Genomic DNA, 22182 nt, shown 5'->3' on the forward strand with positions numbered 1-22182 from the left:
CAACCCGTTACGCCAGTTTGCCGACGGACTTCTCCAGCAGCTCCCAGGCCTGGTCGCCGTATTTACCCTTCCATTCGGAATAGAAGCCGGCGGCACGCAGCTTGTCCCGGAACGGCGCCACGTTCGGCTGGTTGAAGACCAGGCCTTTGCCGGTAAGTTCCTCGCGCACGGTGGCATTGAGCTTCGCGGTATCGCCGCGTTCGTTTACCGCCGCCGCGTTGATGTTCTTGGCGACGATGGCGCGCACGTCTTCCGGTATTTTCTCCCATGCGCGCTTGTTGGCGAGGAACCAGAAACCGTCCCACATGTGGTTGGTCAGCGAGCAGTATTTCTGCACTTCGTAGAGCTTTGCCGTCGAAATCAGCGCAAGCGGATTTTCCTGACCTTCGACGATCTTGGTCTGCAGCGCGGAATAGACTTCGTTGAAATTGATCGAGGCCGGTGAAGCATCGAACGCCTTGAACATCGAAGTCCAGAGCGGCGATACCGGTACACGGATTTTGAAGCCCCTGTAATCGTCCGGTCCGTTGATCGGCTTGGTGGATGACGTGGTCTGGCGGAAGCCATTGTCCCAGATTTTGTCCATGACAACGAGATTGGCCTTGGTGATTTCGCCGCGTACATAGGCGCCGAGATCGCCGTCCATCGCTTTCCAGACCGCGTCGTAATCCGGAAATGCGAAGCCGATGCCGTTGATCGAAGCCGCCGGAACCAGGGTGGCGAGGATCAGACCCGATAATGTGAAGAATTCGATGCCGCCGGAACGGATCTGGCTCAGCATGTCGGTGTCGGACCCGAGCTGGTTATTCGGGAAAATCTGCAGGTCAAAGCGACCGTTGGTTTCTGACTTGATCGCGGCTGACATCTCCTTGGCGCGAGTGTTCAGCGGATGCGAGTCCGGCAGATTATTGGCGTATTTGTAGGTAAATTCGGCTTGCTGGGCACGCGCGACCAACGGCGCGCCGACGCTGCCCATCACCGCGGATGCCGCGGATGCCTTTAACAGCGTGCGTCGTGAAAAGCTCATCTGGTTGTCTCCCTGATATTTTCTTATGAGGCGGATCATACGGACCCGGCGACGCCGGGTCATCAGCCATCTCGCGATGGCTTATTGCAGCGTCGGACCGGCGCGGCAATATCGGCCGATGCCGGACATCAAGCCTTTGGCACGCAAGGTGCGGTATCGGCCAATGAACGCGTTGCAATCAGTTTTGGTCCGACACTCTTGTGATTAATGCCAATTTCGCGATAAGTTATTGATTTAGCTTATTATATAAATATTCCATAATATAGCTTATGCGAATTAGATATGTAGGTGCAAAGCTAAAATGTCAGCCCTGAGCAAAGTTGGAATGTCAGTCTTCTGCCTCCTGGTGAGGTTTGGAGGCTGCGGATCCGATGGGCATGGTGCTGATGAGCAAGCGAGAGCTGAATCGGATTGATGTACTGGCGCGGCTTGATGGCGGTCGGCTGACGACCGCGGCGGCAGCCGATCTGATGCGGCTCACCCTGCGACAGACCCATCGGTTGTTGAAGCGATACCGCGATGGCGTGCGGGCCGATGACGTGATTACGATGAGCCGGCGCGCGCCGAGTGCCGATCGGACATGCCGAAAAACCCCGGCATTGAAGTCAATTCAGGCAAGACATGTCGGTAAGCATCCCCTGTCGTTGGAAGAATATCGCGGTTCGCTTGAACCATTGCTCATGGTATTCGACGCGCTCGGGCGACTTTCGCAGTTTGTTGCGCAATGTCGCAGCGTTTGGCATACCGGTCGATTGGACGATGCCGGCATCTTCATATGCCCGCGTATTGTACATAAGCCCTATGAAATATTGAAAAATCCGACTCAGCATGTACTGAACTCGATCAGCTGCAGCTCCGCTTGGATCGCTAGCAGTCAAATCGTTGAACAGGATTTTGACCACATCCCTTCCAAATGAGATGTGACGCGATTCATCGATATGATGCTGGTGGTTAACCTCCCGGACGATTTCGGGAACAGAGGGATTCTCACCGACCTTATGGTTGTAGAAGTCAACGTACTCTTCGAAGATAAGCGTGCTCGCGAACGTGTACAGGTCGCGCTCGATCGGGTTTTCAATTGAGTTGTGCGGCAGCGGCACATTTGGATAGATGCGATCGGCATAATCCAGGCAGAACTTCGCGAAAAACCACATATGCGCGTTTTCTTCGGCCATGAATATATGCAGATATTCCGTGATATTAACGTAACGCTTCTCGTACATACACCGCACCACGAACTTTAAGGCGTCCTTGATTCCGTGAACGTTTAGGCTGAAGAAATTGATGCACTCCCATTGGCTGAGTGCGATGATCTGTTCTTTTGACATTCCATCGTGAATGGCGGTGCCATACGTCGTCAGCAGATCTTCGTCACACCACATCACGCTACGGTCAATCTGCGCAGGCCAGTTGAATCTCGTATAGGGATCGTAGTGCCCCTTGGTTGAGAGTCGCTTCAGCCGGTCCAGCAGCGCGGTGTCGAATTTGGCATCAGACATGAGCGATATCCTCTTCCAAAGTCACGGATCGGCGCTCACGTCTCGTGCCGAGGCCAGGGCATTGAGCGCTTTTCGGGGCTCGGAGAACACGCTCCGAAGCATACTCAGCCAGCGGTCGACGCCGAATGCCACGCAACTCGTACAGATAGGTTTCCCATCGAGCGAGATATTGAACTTGTTGCCAAAGTATGCGCGGTGTATGTTCAGAGAAGAGATTGCATGCCCTTCAAAAACGACCTCCGTCTTCGTGGGTAGTGCTCTAGACAGGGTTGCCACAGAACTGGTGCTATCGAAAAACGGATCGTTCGCGACTTCCATCGAATGGGTGATACCTAGCCGATCAAGAAAGCCGCTTATAATATCCCGGCCGGTGTTGATATGATCCGTTGCACCCGTCGATTCACCCAGATAGACAAATTCCTTCATTGTAAAGTTGTGAGCGCGGAAGCTATCCAGCGGCTTGTCTTCGAATCTGTAGCATCGTGCTTCACAGCCAACGACGCATGGGCGGTTCAATTTGGTGTCGCGCCGTTGAAGATAAACCTTGTAACAAGCAGCAGGAAGCAGACCGAATTGTAGACGGCCGCCGAAAGTGGTTTCCGCGAGGGTGTGCTTACCGTCGGAAAATCCCTGGTGGTGCTCCGGGGGAATTGAGCACATCAAACACGTCAAATGGGGAAAGTTTCGCGGATATCCGAGTTCCGCCAACTCATTGACATCCAACAGGCTGTCGAACTCCGTAAAGTACTCCGGGGCTATGCTGAACAAACGATCGAGCTTCGTCTGCAGTTCTCGCTTCACCTGACTCCACTCGCCGTCGACGTTCATTGCGGGTCCTCACACTTGCCACACCGCGGCGCCGCCTGAATCAGCCAGTTGCGAGCGACGCCGGGAACGTCTCGTGACGCCACCTTATAGGGCCAACGTCCCTCCCCCGCGCCGGGTTCGCCAGGTTGCTTGACGCAGATGCAACACCAGCCAGCGGCCTTCAGAAATCGTTCTGGACTATCCGTTCCGAAGCGCCACGGCACCCCGTCTCGCTCGAGCTTCTGCAAGAACGACCTGCTGAAGGGGCTGTGCAGAAGTGTTTCGCTGGTCATATCCGCAACAAGTCGACTACCCGGGGCGCTAGCCGAGAGCAAAGTCTTCAGAAGCCCTTCGACCTGAGCCGGCGTTAGAAAGAACAGCAGCCCTTCGGCCAGCCAGAATGTCGGGTTGCTTCTGTCGAAGCCCGCACTTAGCAATCGCTCTATCCAGTTGTCCGCAAAATCGACGGGCACCGCAGTGACAGCGACGCCAGGCTTTGCCCCATTTTTTTGGAGCCTCTGCGCTTTCTCTTCGAGGAGTGCGGCATGGTCCAACTCAAAGACATGCGCGCCCTCGGGCCAAGCAAGACGATAGACGCGCGTATCCATCCCCGCGGCCACCATGACGACCTGTTTGATCGGTGACGCGGACTCGCAGTTCGCGTTACAGGCATCATCGAAAAACCGCGTCCGAATGGCCACAAAGTCTTGGACCCCGCCGCCACTATATCTTTCGAGCAACTCGAACCCGTCCGGCATGGCGAGATGCTTCGCCAACTCGTCATGAAAAAGAGAACCCTGCGCCCGCTCGTGTTCCCTGGCCCGAATTGCCGCCGTCCACTGCGCAGTCAACGACACAGGTTGCATCTTATAGTTCCGTGCTGGGGATCGGCCGCGTCCTATACCGGCTCTGTAGAATCAACGAGAGCACAGGCCCCGCGTCACCTGGACGATGCAGCGCGCCCTTTTTGAAGACGGTGACGATGTCGCGTCGGAACGCACTGTGTTTGAGCTCGATTACTTCGACACTGCCCGTCAGCACGTCGTCCGGCCGGACTGGAGCACGCCATCGAAGCTCATCCACCCCGGGCGATCCCTCGACTGCGGCGTCCGTGAGCATGTGATCGACGTATAGTCGCATCCAGATCGCAGCCGAGTGCCACCCGCTGGCTACCAATCCCCTAAATACGGACTTTTCCGCAGCAGAGGCTGAAGTATGATAAGGCTGCGGATCAAATTTGGTGGCAAAGTCGATAATGTCCGAAGCCGATATGCGATACTCCCCAATCGAAAATTTTGCGCCGACGCTGAAATCGTCTGCGAATTTCGGAACCATTGTCACACCCTCAGAAATGGGACAACGAGCTGCTCGTAACATGCTCCCGGTGCGGGTCCGTTGCCGGGAAGAAGGTTGTGACAATGCGATCGATTGATCGAAAATCGTCGATATTCAGATTCTCGACATCGATGGCCATGCCGCTAAGGGCTTCGATCAAATGAATGAATTCACGGAATCGAAGGGAGTCCAGAATGCCCTTTTCGATCAAATCGTCCCCATCACTGAAGACAACCGGATCAGGGCGGTCACCCTGCAGAAAGGTACGTAATTCGGTCCTGGGGTTCATGCTCTGTTCCTCCGTTCGGGGCGCCTCAGTTAATCGCGCACTCATGGAGGTCGCGTTCAACCCTTTTTCGATTGGTTCTAATCAGTTAAATCAATCGTGGGCTTTTTTGCTAAGTCAAATTATGGATGCAGCTTACATTCACAACTACAGCGTGTCAATTGGGCGATGGCAATCAAATGCTGATAAATTCCGACTTGCTATCTGGTGACGATACTCGGTCAAAGCGTTTGGCAGCCATAGCTCCTGAAGCCACCAAAGGACCGAGTGCAGTCCATTGCAGAGCCGCACCGCTCACGCGGCCTGACGCTTGACGAATTCGATCTCCGCCAACAGGGTTGCGGTTGCAGTTGCGGCATCCGCCGTTCCAGCGCACGCAACGTAGTGCGCGGCCCATCTTGCTGCACAAGCCAAGGTGCCCTCAGCGCTCTGCTGCGCTACATCAAAAACGGCGCGCCAAACGCTAATGACCGCGGTCGGATCGCCTTCGGTCTCGATAGGCAAATATACAGCGGCGCAGGTAACCGCTTCCGTGAGATATGCCGCGACCGGAAGCCGTTCCAACAGGGAAACGGCCAGCGCTGGCTTGCCCTGCTCCAGTGCGGCAACGATAATCTCATACAGCGCCGAAGTGCGATCCCCGACGTCGGCAAGGGCACCGCAGAGGTCGATTCCTTTCTTCCATATCTGGTCGTCTTTCATGAGCCAGGAAACATTCGCGAACAGTATTTTCAGCAATCGGTCGATTGAATAATGCCAGCCCTGCTCCCGCTCAAGTTCCGAACCGATGTCATCAAACAGCTGCTGCAGCGATTTTAAAGCCGCGCTGTCCTCCAGCACATGCGCGAGCAGGACGAGATAAGTACGGGCTTCCAAATGTCCCGCTTTGTCCTCCGTACGTTCGCGCAAAAATGCCAGCACCTGCGCGGCATCGTCTTTTCCGCCGCACTTGGCCAGTTCGAATGCAGCCTGGGCGATCTCGGCATCGTTCGAGATGTAACGATCGGCTTGCATCAAGGCCGTAATAATTGCCGTCCATGCACGACAAGCGGTTTTTTTATCGCGGATCTCTGTCGCAGTCTGGAAAATTCGCCTGCGATCAGGAATATTCCATGCGACCTTGCCTAGAGCCGCTTCCAGCATGGCAAAGAGCTCATCGCCGGATAACCAGGATTTGTCGAGACGAAGCAGGAACAGAACGGCATCGGCCCGCTCCGCCGGATCAAGGTCGGGCAGAATATCCAATGCGCGGCTTCGGCAGACGGCAGCGAAATCCGGCGACACCTTCTCGGCGTATCCGGCAACGTTGGCGATCGCCCCGAAGCGATTGACCGGCTGCCCTTCGTTCATGGCAATCTGCAAGGCTTCGCCCAACGCGTTCTCCGCCTGGGCTGGATCGTGCGCCAGGTTTTCTGCAATCGTTCCAAGCGCCTGACCCTTTCGCCACGGGGAGAGCCCGTCCAGATATTGCAGAGCGACTGCGGGGTCGATCCGGCTGAGCGCGACCGCGGCTTCGTATACCAAACGGTCGTATGAATCCTCGACCTCGTCGTCATCGGCGTCCTCCGGAAGGTCTTCCTGCGCGAAGTGTTTGAGCCGTGCTAGCTGGGCCTGGACCGCGGTCTCGATGCATTCGACCAGCGCACTTTTCGCGACGGCTGCATCAACCTTGGCCCGTCCGATATCGAGCAGGATCTCTGCATTCATCGCCGGAGAACCGGCCCGGCCGACGAACTGCCGCGCCGAGGCGATATCGCCGATGTGTATAGCAGCGGCCGCGATCGTGATATGGAATTCGTCCAGCGGCAATGGCGATGCACCAAGCTGCGCCCAGGCGTGTTCGGTTCCACGCGGAAGGTTTGCCACGACCCTGCCTCGCGCGTAGGGGTCGGCGACGGCCGCAAAGAGACGCGACACGTCCTTGTCGTCGAGATCGATCGCTTCGTCGGCTACAATGTTGGCAATATGCCGGGCCGGGTCGCCCGGAACGCGTCCCTGGTCGCGACGCTCCAGAACGTCGAGCGTCCGCCGAACGGCTTCTGACGCAAGGCCCGGGCAATCGCATTTTCGCGCTAGCCGTGCAAGGGTTCGCACCGCGGAGGGGTTCGCGGCGATGCCGCAGCCAGGCACGACTGCATCGACCGACCGTTGCAGCAGATCGGGGATCGGAAAACCCGATCCCGCTTGCATGCCGGCCAAGGTCAACGAATATTCAAACCGCTCGCCCGGATCGCGGATGTGGTCGACCGCGGCGGTCATGATTGTGACGAGTTCGGATCGATATTCCGGCTTGAGGTCGAGAACGGCATTGCATGCCTCAAAACGTTTTTTCGGCTCAGCTATCGACGAGAGAGCCTGGAGCGACTGATCTGGCTTGGCCGCGAACAACTGGCGCAATCCCCTCCTGAAAAGGGCAAGACCGTGTGCGGTGAACTCGCCGCGGTCGAGCAGCCGTGAGACGGCGGCGGAGTCGCAATCCTTGTCGGTACAGGACCACATCGCGATTGCCGCGGTTGCGGCATCGTTCTTGATTTGGCTGGTTAGTTGTCCGGCCGTCCCGGCATTGCCACTGCGGATATAATGTACGGCCAACGCCGCGGCATAATCGTCCAAGATCAGCGGGGAAATCGGTACGGGCACGGGCAGCGCCATAGGCAGGGTCGTCAAATCGAGTTGGATCCGGTGTTCCAAGGCAAGTGTCAAAATACCTGATAGGGTCGTGACCTTGGTGTGCGATGAATCGACGATTTCGGGGCAGCGGGTGAGCGCGACGTCCAGGGCTTTCTGCAAATCATAATGCGCGAGTTCTGCCGTCGCTTGGTTCAGCGCCTGCCCCGCGCCGCGGTTGGAGGCGTCCTTGTCGAAAGCGGTCTGCGCGGCGGCCATGACCTCCTCGATCATCCCCAGGCCGGCCTCCGGATCGATCTGACGCAGCAGGGGACTGACCGCGATCACAGTTCCGTAGTACTCAGCGCCGCGACTCCGGTTGATGGCCTTATCGATCAGGCGCCGGGCAAACTCGGGCTGGGTGGCACCCACGGTTTTGGCAGCTTCGACCAGCGTGTCGAAGCGGGTGTACTTGTCGTCGATGCGGTCGGCGAGCGAGAGGGCAAACGTGCTGTCGCGATCCATCAATTCCCACGCGGCTCGCTGCAAATGGTCCTTCGCCTCCGCCCCGACCTTGGCGGCCAAGGCGAGGGCTCGGTCAGGGTCGCGATAGCGAACGAGCAGCATGTCGATAAGCGCGGCAGCGCCATCGCGCACGGATTGCCGCGCGCGGATCTCGAGCAGCAACGCCCGGTCGAGGGCGCTCAACCCGATGCTGTCGCCATTCTGCAGGGCTGCTTCAGCAACCAGAAGAAGCTGCCCAAATCTTACCTCCTGATTGCTGACGGACGTCGCACGGCTGATTGCAAGTTCGAACAGCTTTCGCGCCGCGATCATCGCGATGCCGCCATTGAGGGCCTCCTGTTCGATCGCATTCCTCACCTGCGCCGTAACCAGCAACATGCGGACGACTTTCGGCGCGTCGTTGCGGCTAAGGGCCATCCCCAATGCCCGGCCGACGTCCGTCAGAACGCCTTGCCGGCCAGCCGGCGCCAGAGTCTTTGCATGCAGAAAATCGTGGTCGATCGTCGCGATCAACTCGTCATAAGCCTCAAGGGTTGCCAGGTGATAGGAAAGGTAGTTGAAGGCATACGGCGCCTGGTTTGCCCGCCAGTTGCGGCAGTAGTCCAGCAACCACATTTCGGCCTCGTGCAGTTCGTCAACGGCAAACGCCTTGCGGATGCCGTCGCGCAATCGCAGCGGGGAAATCAGATAGCGCTCGTTGAGTTCATCGGTTGGGTTCTTGGGCCGTTCGGTGATGAAATATCGGCGTATCGCCGAGATAAGCGCGCCCAGCAGAATCGGATTGGCGCCATTTACGCCCTGCAGGATCGACCTCAACTGCTGGCGCGAAAGCCAGTCCTGAGCGATGACCAGAACGCGAAGAATAGCAGAGGCGATTTCCGCCGCAACGATTGCCTGCGCATGCAGCGCCGCAGGAATGAGGGAAAGTAGCTTCTGACCTTGCAAGCCGTTGACCTGGCGACCGATGTAATCCTGAGAGTCTGCCGGCAAATCGTCGGGAATGGTAACTGGGCCCGGCTTGCTCGCCAGTTCTTCGACCAGGAAGCGAAGGTAGAACGGTTCGCCGTTGGTCTTGGCGATAAGATCTTCGAGGAGCGTCTTTTCACAGGCGAGATCGGTTCTTGCGAGCAGCCTGAAGAGTTCGGAAACGTCCTCGGACGCCAGCCCCTCCAGCTTGACGGTTTTGGGTTGCGTCAGGCCGAGCTCGACCGTGGGCATGATCGAACCCTGACGGAACGAGATTAGGTAGCGGCAAGCGGGATGAGCACGGCGAAATAATTCGGGCTGAATCAGCTTCTGGCTCCCCTCGCCGGCCGATTCATCGAGGCCGTCGATAGCAATCACGAGCTTGCGGCCGGGCTGGATGCGCTGCGCCGCGCTTACCTGCAGACGGAAAAATTCATCTTTCAGATCGGCCAGCGGCAACCCGGCATAAGAGCGCCTCGGTCCCGGGTGACCGGCTAATTGCGCGCATAGACTCTGCAGCATGGATGTTGCGGTGTGCTGCTGATCCTCCTCCCGCACGAAGTGGTAGACCCAATCCTGATGGCGCTCCAAGAGTTTGGCCATCAAAGCGCTCTTGCCATAGCCGGCCGGCGCCTCGATCACGAGATGGGCGGAAGCGTCGGCCTGCTGCAACCAGGCTTCAATCTCGGCAATGGACTTGACGCGTCCGACAAAGTTGTTCCGAAGCTGGTCGACGAGGGTCGCCTGCACCCGGTAGTCCAGTGTGGTAACGGGAATGCCGAGCGCCGTGCATAGCGACGCGGCGTCGATAAAGTTTGCGACCCTACGGTCGGGATCCCTGCTCGCTTCGGCCGTGATCCCGACGATCGCATCCTGGATCGGGTCGTAAACGCCGGACCCGCTGTACCCTTTTTCGACGACAGCGCCTGCCAGGACGCTGCCGTCAAACTGGCCGTATCCGCCCGGCAGCGAGCCGACGATCTTGCCGACGGCATATTCGCCCCTCGGGTGACTCCGCCATGCGTTGCCGTCCAGCCTGGAACGAAAGCCATAAGCCCTGGGACCGGTTTCTCCAGGTTGCGTGAGATTGTGCCGCCGCAGGGTGGCGGCCTCGACATCTGCGGGTACTTCCTGATCAGCACCGAGAACAATCACCGCGACGTCCGATGGTTTTACGGTCGTCGCACGGATCTTTGGAAACCACCGGTTGCCGTCGACCGTTCCAGTGCAGCACGCCTGATTATCGGAGAATGGAAAGCAGACCGACACGGTTGCGCCGGCCGCAGACTCCGAGGTGCCGAGCCCAAGAACGTCCCGAACGACATGGGCACAGGTTACGATCTCGCGCCCACTCACAACGACGCCCATGCCGAAGACCCGCGGTTGCAGGCCATTCTGACCGGCCGGGATGATGGCGCAAACACCCATGCGCTCGGTCATCCGGTCGCTCCGGCACGGGACGCATCGGGTCCAACAAGGATGCCAAGCCTCTGGCAGGAAACTACGACCGTCAACCCGGGTCCTTCTCTCGTTGGGGCGCGCGCACGACGCCCATGCCGACGTCCTGCCACGTTTGACCGGGAGTCGGGCTGACGTGGCGCTCGACGGCCTGCTGCACGACTTTGGCCCACCCCTTCGGCCGTTTGCCTTCCGGAAATCGCTCTTGCGTCCATAGGGCAATCACTCCGGCTACGTGCGGGGTCGCCATGCTGGTGCCGCTGTCCGGCTTAAGGCCTCCGCCAAGCTTGGCGGACAAAATCGCGACGCCCGGGGCCGCCAGAACGCAGCCGGTGTTCGAAAACCTAGCCACGGCAAAAGGCGCATCCCGTTTCTGCCCCGACGAAACCGCTCCAACCGAAATGAAGCCGTCCCCCGCGCCGGGGTTTGCGACCGGCACCGTCAGACGCGGATCCTCGTGGCGGCGGCTTTGATTGCCGGAGGCCGCCACCAGCAAGGCCCCGCGCCCCTGCGCGACACGTGTCGCCACCAGCGCCGCCAGCCGGTCGAAAAGCCTGATGTTTGTGCGATAGTCGTCTAGCGCGCGGAATGTAGCAATATCCTGAGGATAGCCTTCCTGCTGCATGTACCGATCGACGGCGCGCTTGAAGTTCAGCGACAACGACATCGAAATAACGTCAGCCCGCTCTCGTAAGGCCCAGTCGATCGCCTCGAACAGCGCTTCCGTGGTCCCGCCTTGCGGACCCAGAACCTTGCCGATGAGGACGTCCGTCACTCCCGGTGCGACGCCAATACGCCTGCCATCCACTGGACGCCCGAACAATGTTCCGGCCACATGGGTGCCGTGTCCGTGGGTGTCGGGGGCGGAGCCGGCTACACCCTTCTCGTTTACAGTGAAGTCCATCAGATTGTCTTCGAGCCTAAGACCGGCGAATGCCGGGTGCGACGAGTCGATCCCGGTGTCGAGGATCGCTACCTTTACCCCATGGCCGTCCCGATGACTTGTCGTTGCGCCGATCGCTTCAAGGCCCCACAAGGTCTGCGCGGCGGCGCTATCGGCCGCCTCGCCTGTGGGCTCGATGAGTGTGAAGGGCATCGAGGGGACGACATCGGCAATCTCCGGATTCCGACGCAAGTCCGCAGCTTCATGGTCTCGCAGTTCTTGCGACCGGCCCGTGAACGGCAGTTGCGGTTCGTGGTCGCCTCCCGCCGACACCGGCTCCATGAAAGGGTCTTCGTCGGTGTCGTGACGCTTGCTGAGGACGAGGTATTTCATTCTATCCGCTCCTCAAGGCCGATACAGGACAAAACGCCACCAACCGGACAATGGGGCGGCCGTCGTGATCTGCACGACGCCGTTCACGCTCAATTCTCGATGGGCACACCAATATTTCGCAGCGCATCCGCCGCCTTGTGCAGCGAAACGGCATTGTTCGCGCTCAGGGTGGCGCCCGCGAAATGCAGGCCGAACCCCGGAGCGCCCTCGTCCTTCCAGGCAAACACGAGTGAGCCCGACGCGCCCCCAAACGTCGTCGCGTCATGGGAAAGCACGCGCGCGAAATTATCTCCTGTCACGGCACCTGGACCTTCCATGAATCGTCCCGGAGCAACCCGTTTCACCCCGAAGCGGTTGCCGAACAATGTCTTGATCACGAACGTCCAGTCGATCGTCGCTCCGGGAGGCGTGGCAGTGTCCGGCTCGCCGGGGAACCCTATCGTGACCAGCGTGGGGCTTGCACCATTGGCGAAGTCTGCCTCCGCGCTCAGCTGGATCGGCTTTGCAGGAAGGGCGCCGCCGCTCTGGTTAAGTGGCTCGACACGCATTACCACGGCATCGAGACCCGCAAAGCCGCGTCCAAAACCTTCGGGCAATCGCACTTCCTTCACGCGAAAACAATTCTGCTGCGCTGTCGATGTTTCACCGTCGAAGTCGATGAACAGATCTCCGGTGACGGTAAGCAGCTTGCTGTCGCCTTCCATGGCCACACCGAAACGCGTCCGCGCATCGTCGACGACGTGATAGTTCGTCAGCACGTATCCGTTGTCGCGATCCACCAGCGCGCCCGTGCCGATGAAGTTCGACGCATTCCCGTTGGCGGGCTGGACACGGCCAACGCCGGCCGCCAGTTGCTTGAGCGTCGGCGCGAAGGCGATCATGTCGGCGCGCCAGTCGAGCAGGAATGGATGGTTGGGATCGAAATTTCCGCCGTTGCGCAACAGGAAGCTTGGCCGCGATCCATCGGTAACAACAATTGCCTCCAGGGAGACGACGTCGTCAGCGGTCATGCCGGTTGCACCAGGCTGTACCAATTTTTTCAGCGCCGGCTCGCCGCTTTCGAGAAGGGTCTTCAACGCCTTCCTGAAATTTTCCTCGTCGCCCTTTTCATCGGCCGGCATTCCCTGGAGCACCGCATCCACCCGGGCAAGTACATCGTCCGGGTGCATGGCGCCCGCCGCGGGCGTCTCCTCTACGGACTCGAGCCCGATATCGTCGAATCCCGCAGGGGGTCGCCGAGCGAGAATCCCGCGAATATGTCGTGCGCGCGTATCCAGGGATGAAGTGACCATCTGCGTTTCCTTATCGCGTCGATGCAGCAGTTCTGGTCGTGAAGCACGTCACGGTCATCAAGACGGAGATTTCCCGGCGCTGTCGGGCGCCTCACATGGGCGACTTAAGAATCGGCACCAGGACGTTGATCAATGCGTGTAACGGCCGAACTGCCTAAATCAATGTCGATAATCTCGCGTAAGTTGTAAGGCTTGGCAAGCCGGATTTGGCCGCTGCAGAGTTCGGCCAACACCGGAAAAGGCGCCGGCAGCAACCCGTGCTTAGCGGCCGCTGAAGCGCGGCTTGCGCCGGCCGAGGAACGCGGCCACGCCTTCGCTGTGGTCCTCGGTCAGGCTCGCCAGCGCGAACTGGTCGACGTCCATGTGAGCCGCGAGATCGTCGAGCGCATAGGCCAGCCGGTTGACGGTCAGCTTGGTCATGGCCACCGATAGCGGCGGCTGCACGGCGACCTTTGCCGCCAGCCCCATCGCGGCGTCGAACGCCTTGCCGGGTTCGGCCAACTGTTCGACCAGGCCCCACTCATAAGCCTCTGCCGCCGAAATGCGCTGGTCCGCCAGGATCACCGCCTGCTTGGTGCGGGCCGGGCCGATCAGATGCAGCATGCGCGGCACACTCTGCCAGCTCATGTTCATGCCAAGGCCAATCTCGGGCACACGCATATGGGCATCGTCCGCCATGACACGAAAATCCAGCGCCACCGCCAGCGCCACGCCGCCGCCAATGCAAAACCCCTCAATGGCGCCGATGGTGATCTGCTCCATATCCTGCCAGGCGCGCGTCAGCCGCGGCCCGAGCTTCAGGTGCCGGCGCAGCGCGCCGAGGTCCATGGTGGCGCGCGACCGGCCCTCGGCATCCTTCAGGTCGAACCCGGCGCTGAAGGCTTTTGCCCCGGTGAGCACCACGACCGAGGTGCTGCCGTCGTCCTCAAAACTGCGCGCCGCGCCGGTCAATTGCCGCAGTGCTTCCGGCGACAGCGCGTTGATGCCATCGCCGCGATCGAAGCGCACCACCGCAATGCGGCCTTCCGGGCCGAGGCCTTTTTCGATGGTTACAAAACCAGTCAACGCTCGGGCCTGCTGTTGCCGAAATGCCATGCGCCAGCCCGGCGCGGCATGCAAGGAAGCTAGCAGAGTCTGCGGCTCGACATACTCTTATTTTCCCCTATCCTGTTGCCATGACCAGCCACGACCATCATCACGACGATCACGAGCATTCGGAACTATCCGAAACCGAGCTGCGCGTGCGCGCGCTTGAAACCATCCTCACCGAAAAAGGCTATGTCGATCCAGCCGCGCTCGATGCAATCATCCAGGCCTATGAAACCAGGATCGGTCCGCACAACGGCGCGCAGGTCGTCGCCAAGGCCTGGACCGAGCCGGCCTTCAGGCAGGCATTGCTGGAAGACGCCACCAAGGCCGTAAGCACGCTCGGCCATGTCAGCCGCGTCGGCGATCATCTCGTTGCTGTCGAGAATACGCCAGAGCGTCACAACATCGTCGTGTGTACGCTATGCTCGTGCTATCCATGGGAAATGCTGGGCTTGCCGCCGGTCTGGTATAAGGCCGCGCCCTACCGGTCGAGGGCCGTGAAGGACCCTCGCGGCGTGCTCGCGGATTTCGGCGTCGACCTGCCCAAGGAAACGGAAATTCGGGTGTGGGATTCCACCGCCGAGACACGGTTTCTGGTGTTGCCGATGCGCCCCGCGGGCACCGAAGGCTGGAGCGCGCAGCAGCTTGCCGAACTGGTCACCCGTGACTCCATGATCGGCACGGGATTCCCCAAAACGCCGGGGTCGGCGTCTTGAACGGCGTGCACGACATGGGCGGCATGGACGGCTTCGGCAAGGTGGAACCCGAGCCCAACGAGCCGGTTTTTCACGCAGGATGGGAAGGCCGCGTCATGGCCATGGTGCGCGCAATGGGCGCGCAGGGTGCCTTCAACATCGACACGTCGCGTTTCTACCGCGAGATGCTGCCGCCGCAGGTCTATCTGGCCAGTTCCTATTATGAAAAATGGTTGCTTGGCCTCGAGGATATGTTGATTGCAAAGGGCTACGTCGCGGCCGACGAGGTCAAGAGCGGCCACGCACGCGCGGCAGCAAAGCCCCTCAAACGCGGACCATTCAAGCTCGATGACGTCGAGCGCGTGATGGCGCGCGGCAAGTTCGGCCGCGCTGCAATTGCGCCGGCGAAATTCAAGGCCGGCGACCGGGTGCGCGCCAGGAATATCCATCCCGCGACGCATACCCGCCTGCCCCGCTATGTGCGCGGGCATCTCGGCGTGATCGAGCGCAATCATGGCTGCCAGGTGTTTCCCGACAGCGCTGCCATCGAAGCCGGCGAGAATCCGCAATGGCTTTACACCGTCGTGTTCGACGCCGTGGAGCTATGGGGTCCGGATGCGGACCCAACCGCAAAAATTTCCATCGATGCATTCGAACCATATCTGGAACAGGCATGATGGACCGCGCCGCGGCCGAAACCGCAACTGCCTTGGTGCCAGGCATTCCCCGCGACGCCGAGGGCGCGGTGTTTCGCGAACCGTGGGAGGCGCAGGCGTTCGCGATGGCGCTCACGCTGCATGCCCGGGGGCTGTTCACCTGGAATGAATGGGCAGCTTCGTTGGCCGACGAAATCAAGCGCGCGCAGGCATCCGGCGATCCGGATACCGGCGAGACCTATTACCGGCACTGGCTGGCCACGCTGGAAAAGCTGATAGCAGCGAAGGGCATCGCGACGCCGGATACTCTGCATCGCTATCGCGACGCCTGGGATCATGCTGCCGACCGCACGCCGCACGGACAGCCCATTGAATTGAAGCCGGAAGATTTCCGCTGACGGCACATCCCCAAGAGCCCCGATGACCCCTTCCCGCGATATCTCGGTGCTGCTCGACATCATGGCGCAACTGCGCACGTCCGGCAGCGGCTGCCCGTGGGACCTCGAACAGAATTTTTCGAGCATCGCGCCCTACACCGTCGAGGAAGCCTACGAAGTCGCCGAGGCCATCGCGCGCGGCGATCTCGACGACCTGCGTGACGAACTCGGAGATCTCCTGCTGCAGGTGGTGTTTCACGCCCAGATGGCGGAAGAGCAGAATGCGTTTTCTTTCGGCGACGTGGTCGAAGCGATCACGCGCAAGATGATCCGCCGGCATCCGCATGTGTTTGCCGACTCCGGCGGAGGACTGACGCCTGCGGATGTAAAGGGCGCATGGGATCGGATCAAGGCCGAGGAGAAAGCAGAGCGCCATGCGCGCTGGCCCGAATCCGCTGCCTCGCATACGTCGCTGCTCTCAAGCGTCAAGGCCGGGCAGCCGGCGCTTGCGCGCGCGACGGAATTGCAGCGTAAAGCATCCAGCGTCGGATTCGACTGGAACGATCCGCGCGCGGTGCTGCACAAGATCCGCGAGGAGGCGGACGAGATTGAAGCTGCCCTCGACCGCGGCGATGCGGCTGAACTCGCGGAAGAGACCGGGGATCTGCTGTTCGCGCTGGTCAACCTCGCGCGGCACGTCGGAGCCGATCCAGAGATGGCGCTGCGCGGCACCAACGCCAAGTTCGAGCGAAGGTTCGCCTACATCGAGCGTGCGCTGGCGGCACAGGGGCGCGCGCTGCAGGGCGCATCGCTGCAGGAAATGGATGCGCTGTGGAACGCGGCGAAGGGAACGGAGTGACGAAGTCATTCGGTCATTGCAAGGAAAGCGAAGCAATCCGGAACCGCGCACGCGGAAACAACTGGATTGCTTCGTCTCCTTGCAATGACGGCGTGAGCGTTACACCCCCGTTTGCGTGATAAACTTGGTATTGAAATAGCCGTCCATCGCCTCGGTGCCGCCTTCGGAGCCATAGCCGGAATCCTTGACGCCGCCGAACGGCACTTCGGGTAACGCCAGCCCAAAGCTGTTGATCGATACCATGCCGCTTTCGATCGCGGCTCCAATCGCGGTTGCGGTCTTGGTCGAACTAGTGAAAGCGTAGGATGCGAGCCCATACGGCAGACGGTTGGCTTCTTCCGTCACCTCGTCGAGTGTCGAAAACCGCGAGATCAGGGCCAGCGGCCCGAACGGCTCCTCGTTCATGGCGCGGGCGTCTTTCGGTACGTCGCTGACCACCGTCGGCTCGTAGAAATAGCCCTTGTTGCCGACGCGATGCCCTCCGGTCTCCAACTTTGCGCCCTTCGCCACGGCGTCCTGCACCATGCCCTCGATGGCGTTGACGCGGCGCGGGTTGGCGAGCGAGCCCATCTTGGAGTCGGCATCCATGCCGTTGCCGACCTTCATCGTCTTTGCCCCCTCGACGAACTTGTCGACGAATTCTCTGAACACGTCGTCCTGCACCAGCATCCGGGTCGGTGAAATGCAGACCTGTCCGGCATTGCGATATTTCGCCGCCGACAGGATTTTCGCCGCCGCCGACACGTCCGCATCATTGAACACGATGGCCGGCGCGTGGCCGCCCAGTTCCATGGTGGCCCGCTTCATGTGCAGGCCGGCAAGTGCGGAAAGCTGCTTGCCCACCACCGTGGATCCGGTGAACGATATCTTCCGAATAACAGGGTGCGGAATGAGATATTCGGAAATCTCGGATGGCACGCCATAGACCAGATTGATGACGCCGGCGGGAACGCCTGCATCGGCAAAGGCGCGGATCAACTGCGCGGGGGAAGCCGGAGTTTCTTCCGGCGCCTTGACGATGATCGAGCAACCCGACGCCAGCGCCGCCGAGAGCTTTCGCACCACCTGGTTGATCGGGAAATTCCACGGCGTGAACGCCGCGACCGGGCCGACCGGCTCCTTGATCGCCAACTGGTAAATGCCGGGGCCGCGGGCCGGAATCACCCTTCCATAGGCGCGCTTGGCTTCCTCGGCGAACCATTCGATCACGTCGGCGGCCGCCATGGCTTCCATCTTGGCTTCGCCGAGCGTCTTGCCCTGCTCCATGGTCAGGAGCGGCGCGATTTCGTCGTTGCGCTCCCGCATGATTGCCGCGGCCTTGCGCATGATCTTGCAACGCTCGAACGCCGACACCGCGCGCCAGACCTTGAAGCCCGCGGCAGCCGCCGCCAGCGCCTCGTCGAGATCGGAACGGTCGGCGTGCGCGACAGTGCCGATGGTCTCCTCGGTGGCCGGATTGAGTACGTCGATGGTGTTGCCGGATTGGCTCGGACGCCATGTGCCGTTGATGAATAACTGGGTGTCGGAATAGGCCACAAAAATCTCCCTGATTTTTTGCGCTTTGGTTGGGCGGCATGGAATAGTGCCGGGCGCATCCGGGTCAAGTGTTTCCTTTGCAGAGCCGTTCTGCGCGTCGTCGCCGCGAAGGCTGGACCCATGCACCGTGTCACAGCGCGTGCGGCACCGCGTCGAACCGGTTGACCACGATGTCTCGCTTGGTTTCATCGACGCGCACCGTCATCGCGAAGCGTCCGTCGTTGAGCTCCTTGTTGAGCACTTCCGAATTGCGGTGCAGCCAGCTGATCCCGGCTCCGTCGGACGCATCGATCGACAGGTCCAGCGTGATCCGGGTCGCAGCGAGCCGCTGTTCGATCGCGGCCAGCAGGGCATCGATGCCCTCGCCGGTTTCCGCTGAAACCAGAAAACACGGACGTTCCGGCGGGCGGCGTGCGGCGATGTTGGTCAGGTTCTCCCGCTGCTCCGGTGTGAAGCGATCGATCTTGTTCCAGACTTCCAGGATGCGCGCGCCCGCATCCGGGTCGATGCCGAGCTGGCGCAGCACCGCGTCGACGTCGCGTTGCTGCGCTTGCGCGTCGTCGTGCGAGATGTCGCGGACATGGAGGATAACTTCGGCCTCCATTACCTCTTCAAGCGTGGCGCGGAACGCCGCGACCAATTGGGTCGGCAGATTGGAGATGAATCCGACCGTGTCCGACAACATCGCCTTGCCGCCATGCGGCAGGCTCAAGCTCCGCAGCGTCGGATCGAGCGTGGCGAACAGCATGTCGGCAGCCTGAACCTCTGCGCGAGTCAGCCGGTTGAACAGCGTCGACTTTCCGGCATTGGTGTAGCCGACCAGCGCCACCACGCGATACGGCACGCGCTGCCGCCCGGCACGGTGCAGCCGCCGTGTCGCCTGGACCTTCTTGATTTCGTTCTCGAGCCGGATGATGCGGTCGCCGATCAGGCGGCGGTCGGCTTCGATCTGGGTTTCACCGGGGCCGCCCATGAACCCGAAACCGCCGCGCTGCCGTTCCAGATGGGTCCAGGACCGCACCAGGCGGCTGCGTTGATAATTGAGATGCGCCAATTCGACTTGCAGCGCGCCTTCCCTGGTTTTGGCGCGGCGGCCGAAGATTTCCAGGATCAGCCCGGTGCGGTCGAGAACCTTGGTATTCCACGCCTTTTCCAGGTTGCGCTGCTGGATGGGCGACAGCGCGCAGTCCATCACCACGAGTTCGATTTCCTGACCGCTGATGAGGCCGACGATTTCTTCGACCTTGCCCTTGCCGAGATATGTTGCCGGTCGGACCTGGCTGATCGGGGCGATGATCGCATCCGCAATCGTCAGATCGATCGCGCGCGCCAGACCTTCCGCTTCCTCGAGCCGGGCTTCCGAATTGCGAACGGCATGCGGATCCATTTGCGCGCCGGGGTCGCCGCGGCGCATCCGCAAATAGGGACCGATGACGATCACCCGCCCGGTCTGTTCGCCCCTCGCCGGCCGCGGACGGTCGGCATCCCCATCAAGATTTCGGGGTTCCAATCAAACGTCTTTCACGCATGCGCTCAAGCTGGAGCATCCTCGCCGCCTTCGAACAACTGGATCGGAGCGCCGGGCATGATGGTCGAGATCGCATGCTTGTAAACAAGTTGCGAATGACCGTCGCGCCGCAGCAGCAGACAGAAATTGTCGAACCATGTGACAATGCCCTGCAGTTTCACTCCATTGACCAGAAAGATCGTCAATGGCGTTTTGGTCTTGCGAACGTGGTTGAGGAAAGTGTCTTGTAGATTTTGTGCGCGGTCTGCCGCCATTGTTTTTATCCCGCATCTCTTTTTTATTGAACCGATTTCGGCTCTTATTGGGAGCTTATCCGGCTGCCGGGCTTCCCCTGAGATCCCCCTCCGAGGGCCCGGCAGGCACAATTAGACGGCAGGCGTGGTTTTTAGGCAAGCGGGTTCGCGCGAAAGTTATTGCGAATGGAGGGCACAATGTCCGGTAAATGTTTGAAAGAGAAGGAATTTCTCGCAGGATTGCATCAGGGATTTCTCCAGCCGGGCGGTATTACCCCACCGAGCGCCTTCAGCTCGAAGTGCAGCGCCGAGCGCTCCATGCCGGCAAATTCCGCGGTGCGCGAGATGCTGCCGGAAAAGTGCTGATCGAGGCGATCAGTTCGTTGGGCGCAATAAGCACCGCGCATTGCGCCACCGGCGTTATGGTTGCCTCATGCCGAATTATCGCCGCGCCGTTTGGACGCTGCTGCCTGATGAAGCCGATTTTCGCTGGGCGACGTCTCGGCGGCGGCCAGCTTCGGCGAGCTCATTTGGGAGCGTAGGGCGCAATGCGCTTCGCTTATTGCGCCCTACGAACTACCCCACTCCGAGCGCCTTCAGCTTGCGGTGCAGCGCCGAGCGCTCCATGCCGACGAATTCCGCGGTACGCGAGATGTTTCCGGAAAAGCGGCTGATCTGGGCGATCAGGTAGTCGCGCTCGAACACCTCGCGCGCCTCGCGCAACGGCAGGCCCATGATGTGTTCGCCGTTATTGCTGGTGGGCATCGCCGGGACCATCGAACCGACGTCCTGCGGCAGCATGTCGGCGGTGATGATCACTTCGGGTCCGCCGCCGGCGAGAATCATCACGCGCTCGACGTTGTTGCGGAGCTGGCGCACGTTTCCCGGCCAGACATGCGATTGCAGCACCGCCATCGCGTCCTCTCCGATCTGGCGCTTCGGCAAGCCGGTCGTGGCGGAAATCTGGTCCATGAAATAACCGATCAGCTCGGGAATATCCTCGCGGCGCTCGGACAGCGGCGGCACCCGGATTGGCACCACACTCAATCGATGAAACAGATCCTCGCGGAATCGCCCTTCCGCGATTTCCTCTTCCAGATTGCGGGCCGTGGAGGAGATGATACGGACATCGACATGGACTTTTGCAGTGCCGCCGGAGCGCTGAAAGGTCTGGTCGACCAGCACGCGCAGGATCTTGTTCTGGGTTTCGCGCGGCATGTCGGCGACTTCGTCGATGAACAGCGTGCCGCCGTGGGCTTCTTCCAGCGCGCCGGCTTTGCGGGCCTGCTCGCCATTGGATTGCTCGATGCCGAATAATTCGACTTCCATGCGTTCCGGCGTGATTGCGGCCGCATTGATGACGACGAACGGTCCTTCGGAGCGTGGTGATGCGTGATGCAGCGTGCGTGCGGCCAGTTCCTTGCCGGCGCCGGACGGACCGACGATCATGATGCGGCTGTTGGCCTTGGCGGCGCGGTCGATGGTCTGACGAAGCTGGTTCATGCAGGCAGAGCGGCCCATCAACGTGCTGGACGCCGGCGCGAGCTGCTTTAATTCCTTCACTTCACGCTTTAGCCGCGACGTCTCCAGCGCTCGCGTCGCCACCAGGATAAGGCGGTCGGACTTGAACGGCTTTTCAATGAAATCATAGGCGCCGCGCTTGATCGCCGCCACCGCGGTTTCGATGTTGCCATGACCGGAAATCATCACCACCGGGAGTTCGGGGTGGTCGCGTTTTACCGCTTCAAGCAATTGCAGGCCGTCGAGCTTGCTGCCCTGCAGCCAGATGTCGAGGAAAACAAGATGCGGGCGCCGGTTGGAAATTTCGGCCAGCGCCGAATCGCTGTCGCGCGCGGTTCGTGTGGTAAATCCCTCGTCGTCAAGAATCCCCGCAACCAGATCGCGGATATCAGCTTCGTCATCGACAATCAGAATATCATTCGCCATGGGTCACCCCCCTGTGCTGTCAGCTGCCTGTTGCGGCTTTGCTTCTTGTTTCGTCGTTGGTCGCACCGGCAAGGCCTCCGGTTTCATCTTTTACTTCCGTTGCCTTGCCGTTCGGATTGAGATCGGCGGCCGGAGCCTTGCCGGACATCGCAAAGCGCAGCCGCATCCAGGCCCCCCGCCCGCC

The 22182-nt window shown here is 60.4% G+C and carries 18 protein-coding genes; 4 read left to right on the plus strand and 14 right to left on the minus strand.

The features are described 5' to 3' along the window. Positions 1–7 precede the first annotated feature (7 nt). The 10 genes from ACFE72_RS08550 to ACFE72_RS08595 form a co-directional block, all read right to left on the minus strand. Positions 8–1027, minus strand: coding sequence for a TRAP transporter substrate-binding protein (locus ACFE72_RS08550; RefSeq protein WP_375412648.1), 1020 nt, complete (start codon positions 1025–1027; stop codon positions 8–10). 605 nt (positions 1028–1632) lie between these two features. Then, a complete protein-coding gene (locus ACFE72_RS08555; protein WP_375412649.1) occupies positions 1633–2526 on the minus strand; it encodes a diiron oxygenase in 894 nt (297 codons plus the stop codon). 21 nt (positions 2527–2547) lie between these two features. Beyond that, positions 2548–3354, minus strand: coding sequence for a hypothetical protein (locus tag ACFE72_RS08560; protein ID WP_375412650.1), 807 nt, complete (start codon positions 3352–3354; stop codon positions 2548–2550). Further along, the gene (locus tag ACFE72_RS08565; RefSeq protein ID WP_375412651.1) at positions 3351–4199 is read right to left on the minus strand and encodes an SAM-dependent methyltransferase; all 849 of its coding nucleotides are present in this window, start codon (positions 4197–4199) and stop codon (positions 3351–3353) included. Before ACFE72_RS08565 ends, ACFE72_RS08560 begins: the two co-directional genes overlap by 4 nt. A 1-nt stretch (position 4200) precedes the next feature. Further along, positions 4201–4668 (minus strand): MaoC/PaaZ C-terminal domain-containing protein, encoded by a 468-nt coding sequence (locus ACFE72_RS08570; protein WP_375412652.1) that lies wholly within the window; start codon positions 4666–4668, stop codon positions 4201–4203. Between the two features lie 10 nt (positions 4669–4678). Then, complete coding sequence (locus tag ACFE72_RS08575) at positions 4679–4957, minus strand: hypothetical protein (RefSeq protein ID WP_375412653.1); 279 nt, start codon at positions 4955–4957, stop codon at positions 4679–4681. A 291-nt stretch (positions 4958–5248) separates the two neighbouring features. Then, a complete protein-coding gene (locus tag ACFE72_RS08580; protein ID WP_375412654.1) occupies positions 5249–10492 on the minus strand; it encodes an AAA family ATPase in 5244 nt (1747 codons plus the stop codon). Between the two features lie 70 nt (positions 10493–10562). Continuing rightward, positions 10563–11786, minus strand: a complete 1224-nt coding sequence (locus ACFE72_RS08585) for a S8 family serine peptidase (RefSeq protein WP_375412655.1) — start codon at positions 11784–11786, stop codon at positions 10563–10565. Positions 11787–11875: 89 nt separating this feature from the next. Next, on the minus strand, positions 11876–13078 hold the full coding sequence (locus tag ACFE72_RS08590) for a trypsin-like serine peptidase (RefSeq protein WP_375412656.1): 1203 nt from the start codon (positions 13076–13078) through the stop codon (positions 11876–11878). Positions 13079–13339: 261 nt separating this feature from the next. Continuing rightward, positions 13340–14143 (minus strand): enoyl-CoA hydratase/isomerase family protein, encoded by an 804-nt coding sequence (locus ACFE72_RS08595; RefSeq protein WP_375412657.1) that lies wholly within the window; start codon positions 14141–14143, stop codon positions 13340–13342. Positions 14144–14253: 110 nt separating this feature from the next. Between ACFE72_RS08595 and nthA the strand changes: the two genes are divergently transcribed. From nthA to mazG, 4 genes are read left to right on the plus strand one after another with little or no spacing between them, the layout of a single operon-like run. Then, positions 14254–14883 (plus strand): nitrile hydratase subunit alpha, encoded by a 630-nt coding sequence (nthA, locus tag ACFE72_RS08600; protein WP_375412658.1) that lies wholly within the window; start codon positions 14254–14256, stop codon positions 14881–14883. Further along, positions 14880–15539, plus strand: coding sequence for a nitrile hydratase subunit beta (gene nthB / locus ACFE72_RS08605; protein ID WP_375412659.1), 660 nt, complete (start codon positions 14880–14882; stop codon positions 15537–15539). Before nthA ends, nthB begins: the two co-directional genes overlap by 4 nt. Next, a complete protein-coding gene (locus ACFE72_RS08610) occupies positions 15539–15916 on the plus strand; it encodes a nitrile hydratase accessory protein (RefSeq protein WP_375412670.1) in 378 nt (125 codons plus the stop codon). Before nthB ends, ACFE72_RS08610 begins: the two co-directional genes overlap by 1 nt. A gap of 22 nt (positions 15917–15938) precedes the next feature. Beyond that, the gene (mazG, locus tag ACFE72_RS08615) at positions 15939–16754 is read left to right on the plus strand and encodes a nucleoside triphosphate pyrophosphohydrolase (RefSeq protein WP_375412660.1); all 816 of its coding nucleotides are present in this window, start codon (positions 15939–15941) and stop codon (positions 16752–16754) included. Between the two features lie 99 nt (positions 16755–16853). Here the strand turns inward: mazG and ACFE72_RS08620 are convergent, their stop codons facing one another. From ACFE72_RS08620 to ACFE72_RS08635, 4 genes are all read right to left on the minus strand, one after another. Next, on the minus strand, positions 16854–18290 hold the full coding sequence (locus ACFE72_RS08620) for an NAD-dependent succinate-semialdehyde dehydrogenase (RefSeq protein WP_375412661.1): 1437 nt from the start codon (positions 18288–18290) through the stop codon (positions 16854–16856). A gap of 130 nt (positions 18291–18420) precedes the next feature. Further along, entirely contained in the window at positions 18421–19800 is a 1380-nt protein-coding gene (hflX, locus tag ACFE72_RS08625) for a GTPase HflX (protein WP_375412662.1), read from the minus strand. 23 nt (positions 19801–19823) lie between these two features. After that, on the minus strand, positions 19824–20072 hold the full coding sequence (gene hfq / locus ACFE72_RS08630; RefSeq protein ID WP_006020546.1) for an RNA chaperone Hfq: 249 nt from the start codon (positions 20070–20072) through the stop codon (positions 19824–19826). 555 nt (positions 20073–20627) lie between these two features. Then, the gene (locus tag ACFE72_RS08635; protein WP_375412663.1) at positions 20628–21998 is read right to left on the minus strand and encodes a sigma-54-dependent transcriptional regulator; all 1371 of its coding nucleotides are present in this window, start codon (positions 21996–21998) and stop codon (positions 20628–20630) included. Between the last annotated feature and the right edge of the window lie 184 nt (positions 21999–22182).

Source organism: uncultured Bradyrhizobium sp. (assembly GCF_964252615.1).
GTDB lineage: Bacteria > Pseudomonadota > Alphaproteobacteria > Rhizobiales > Xanthobacteraceae > Bradyrhizobium.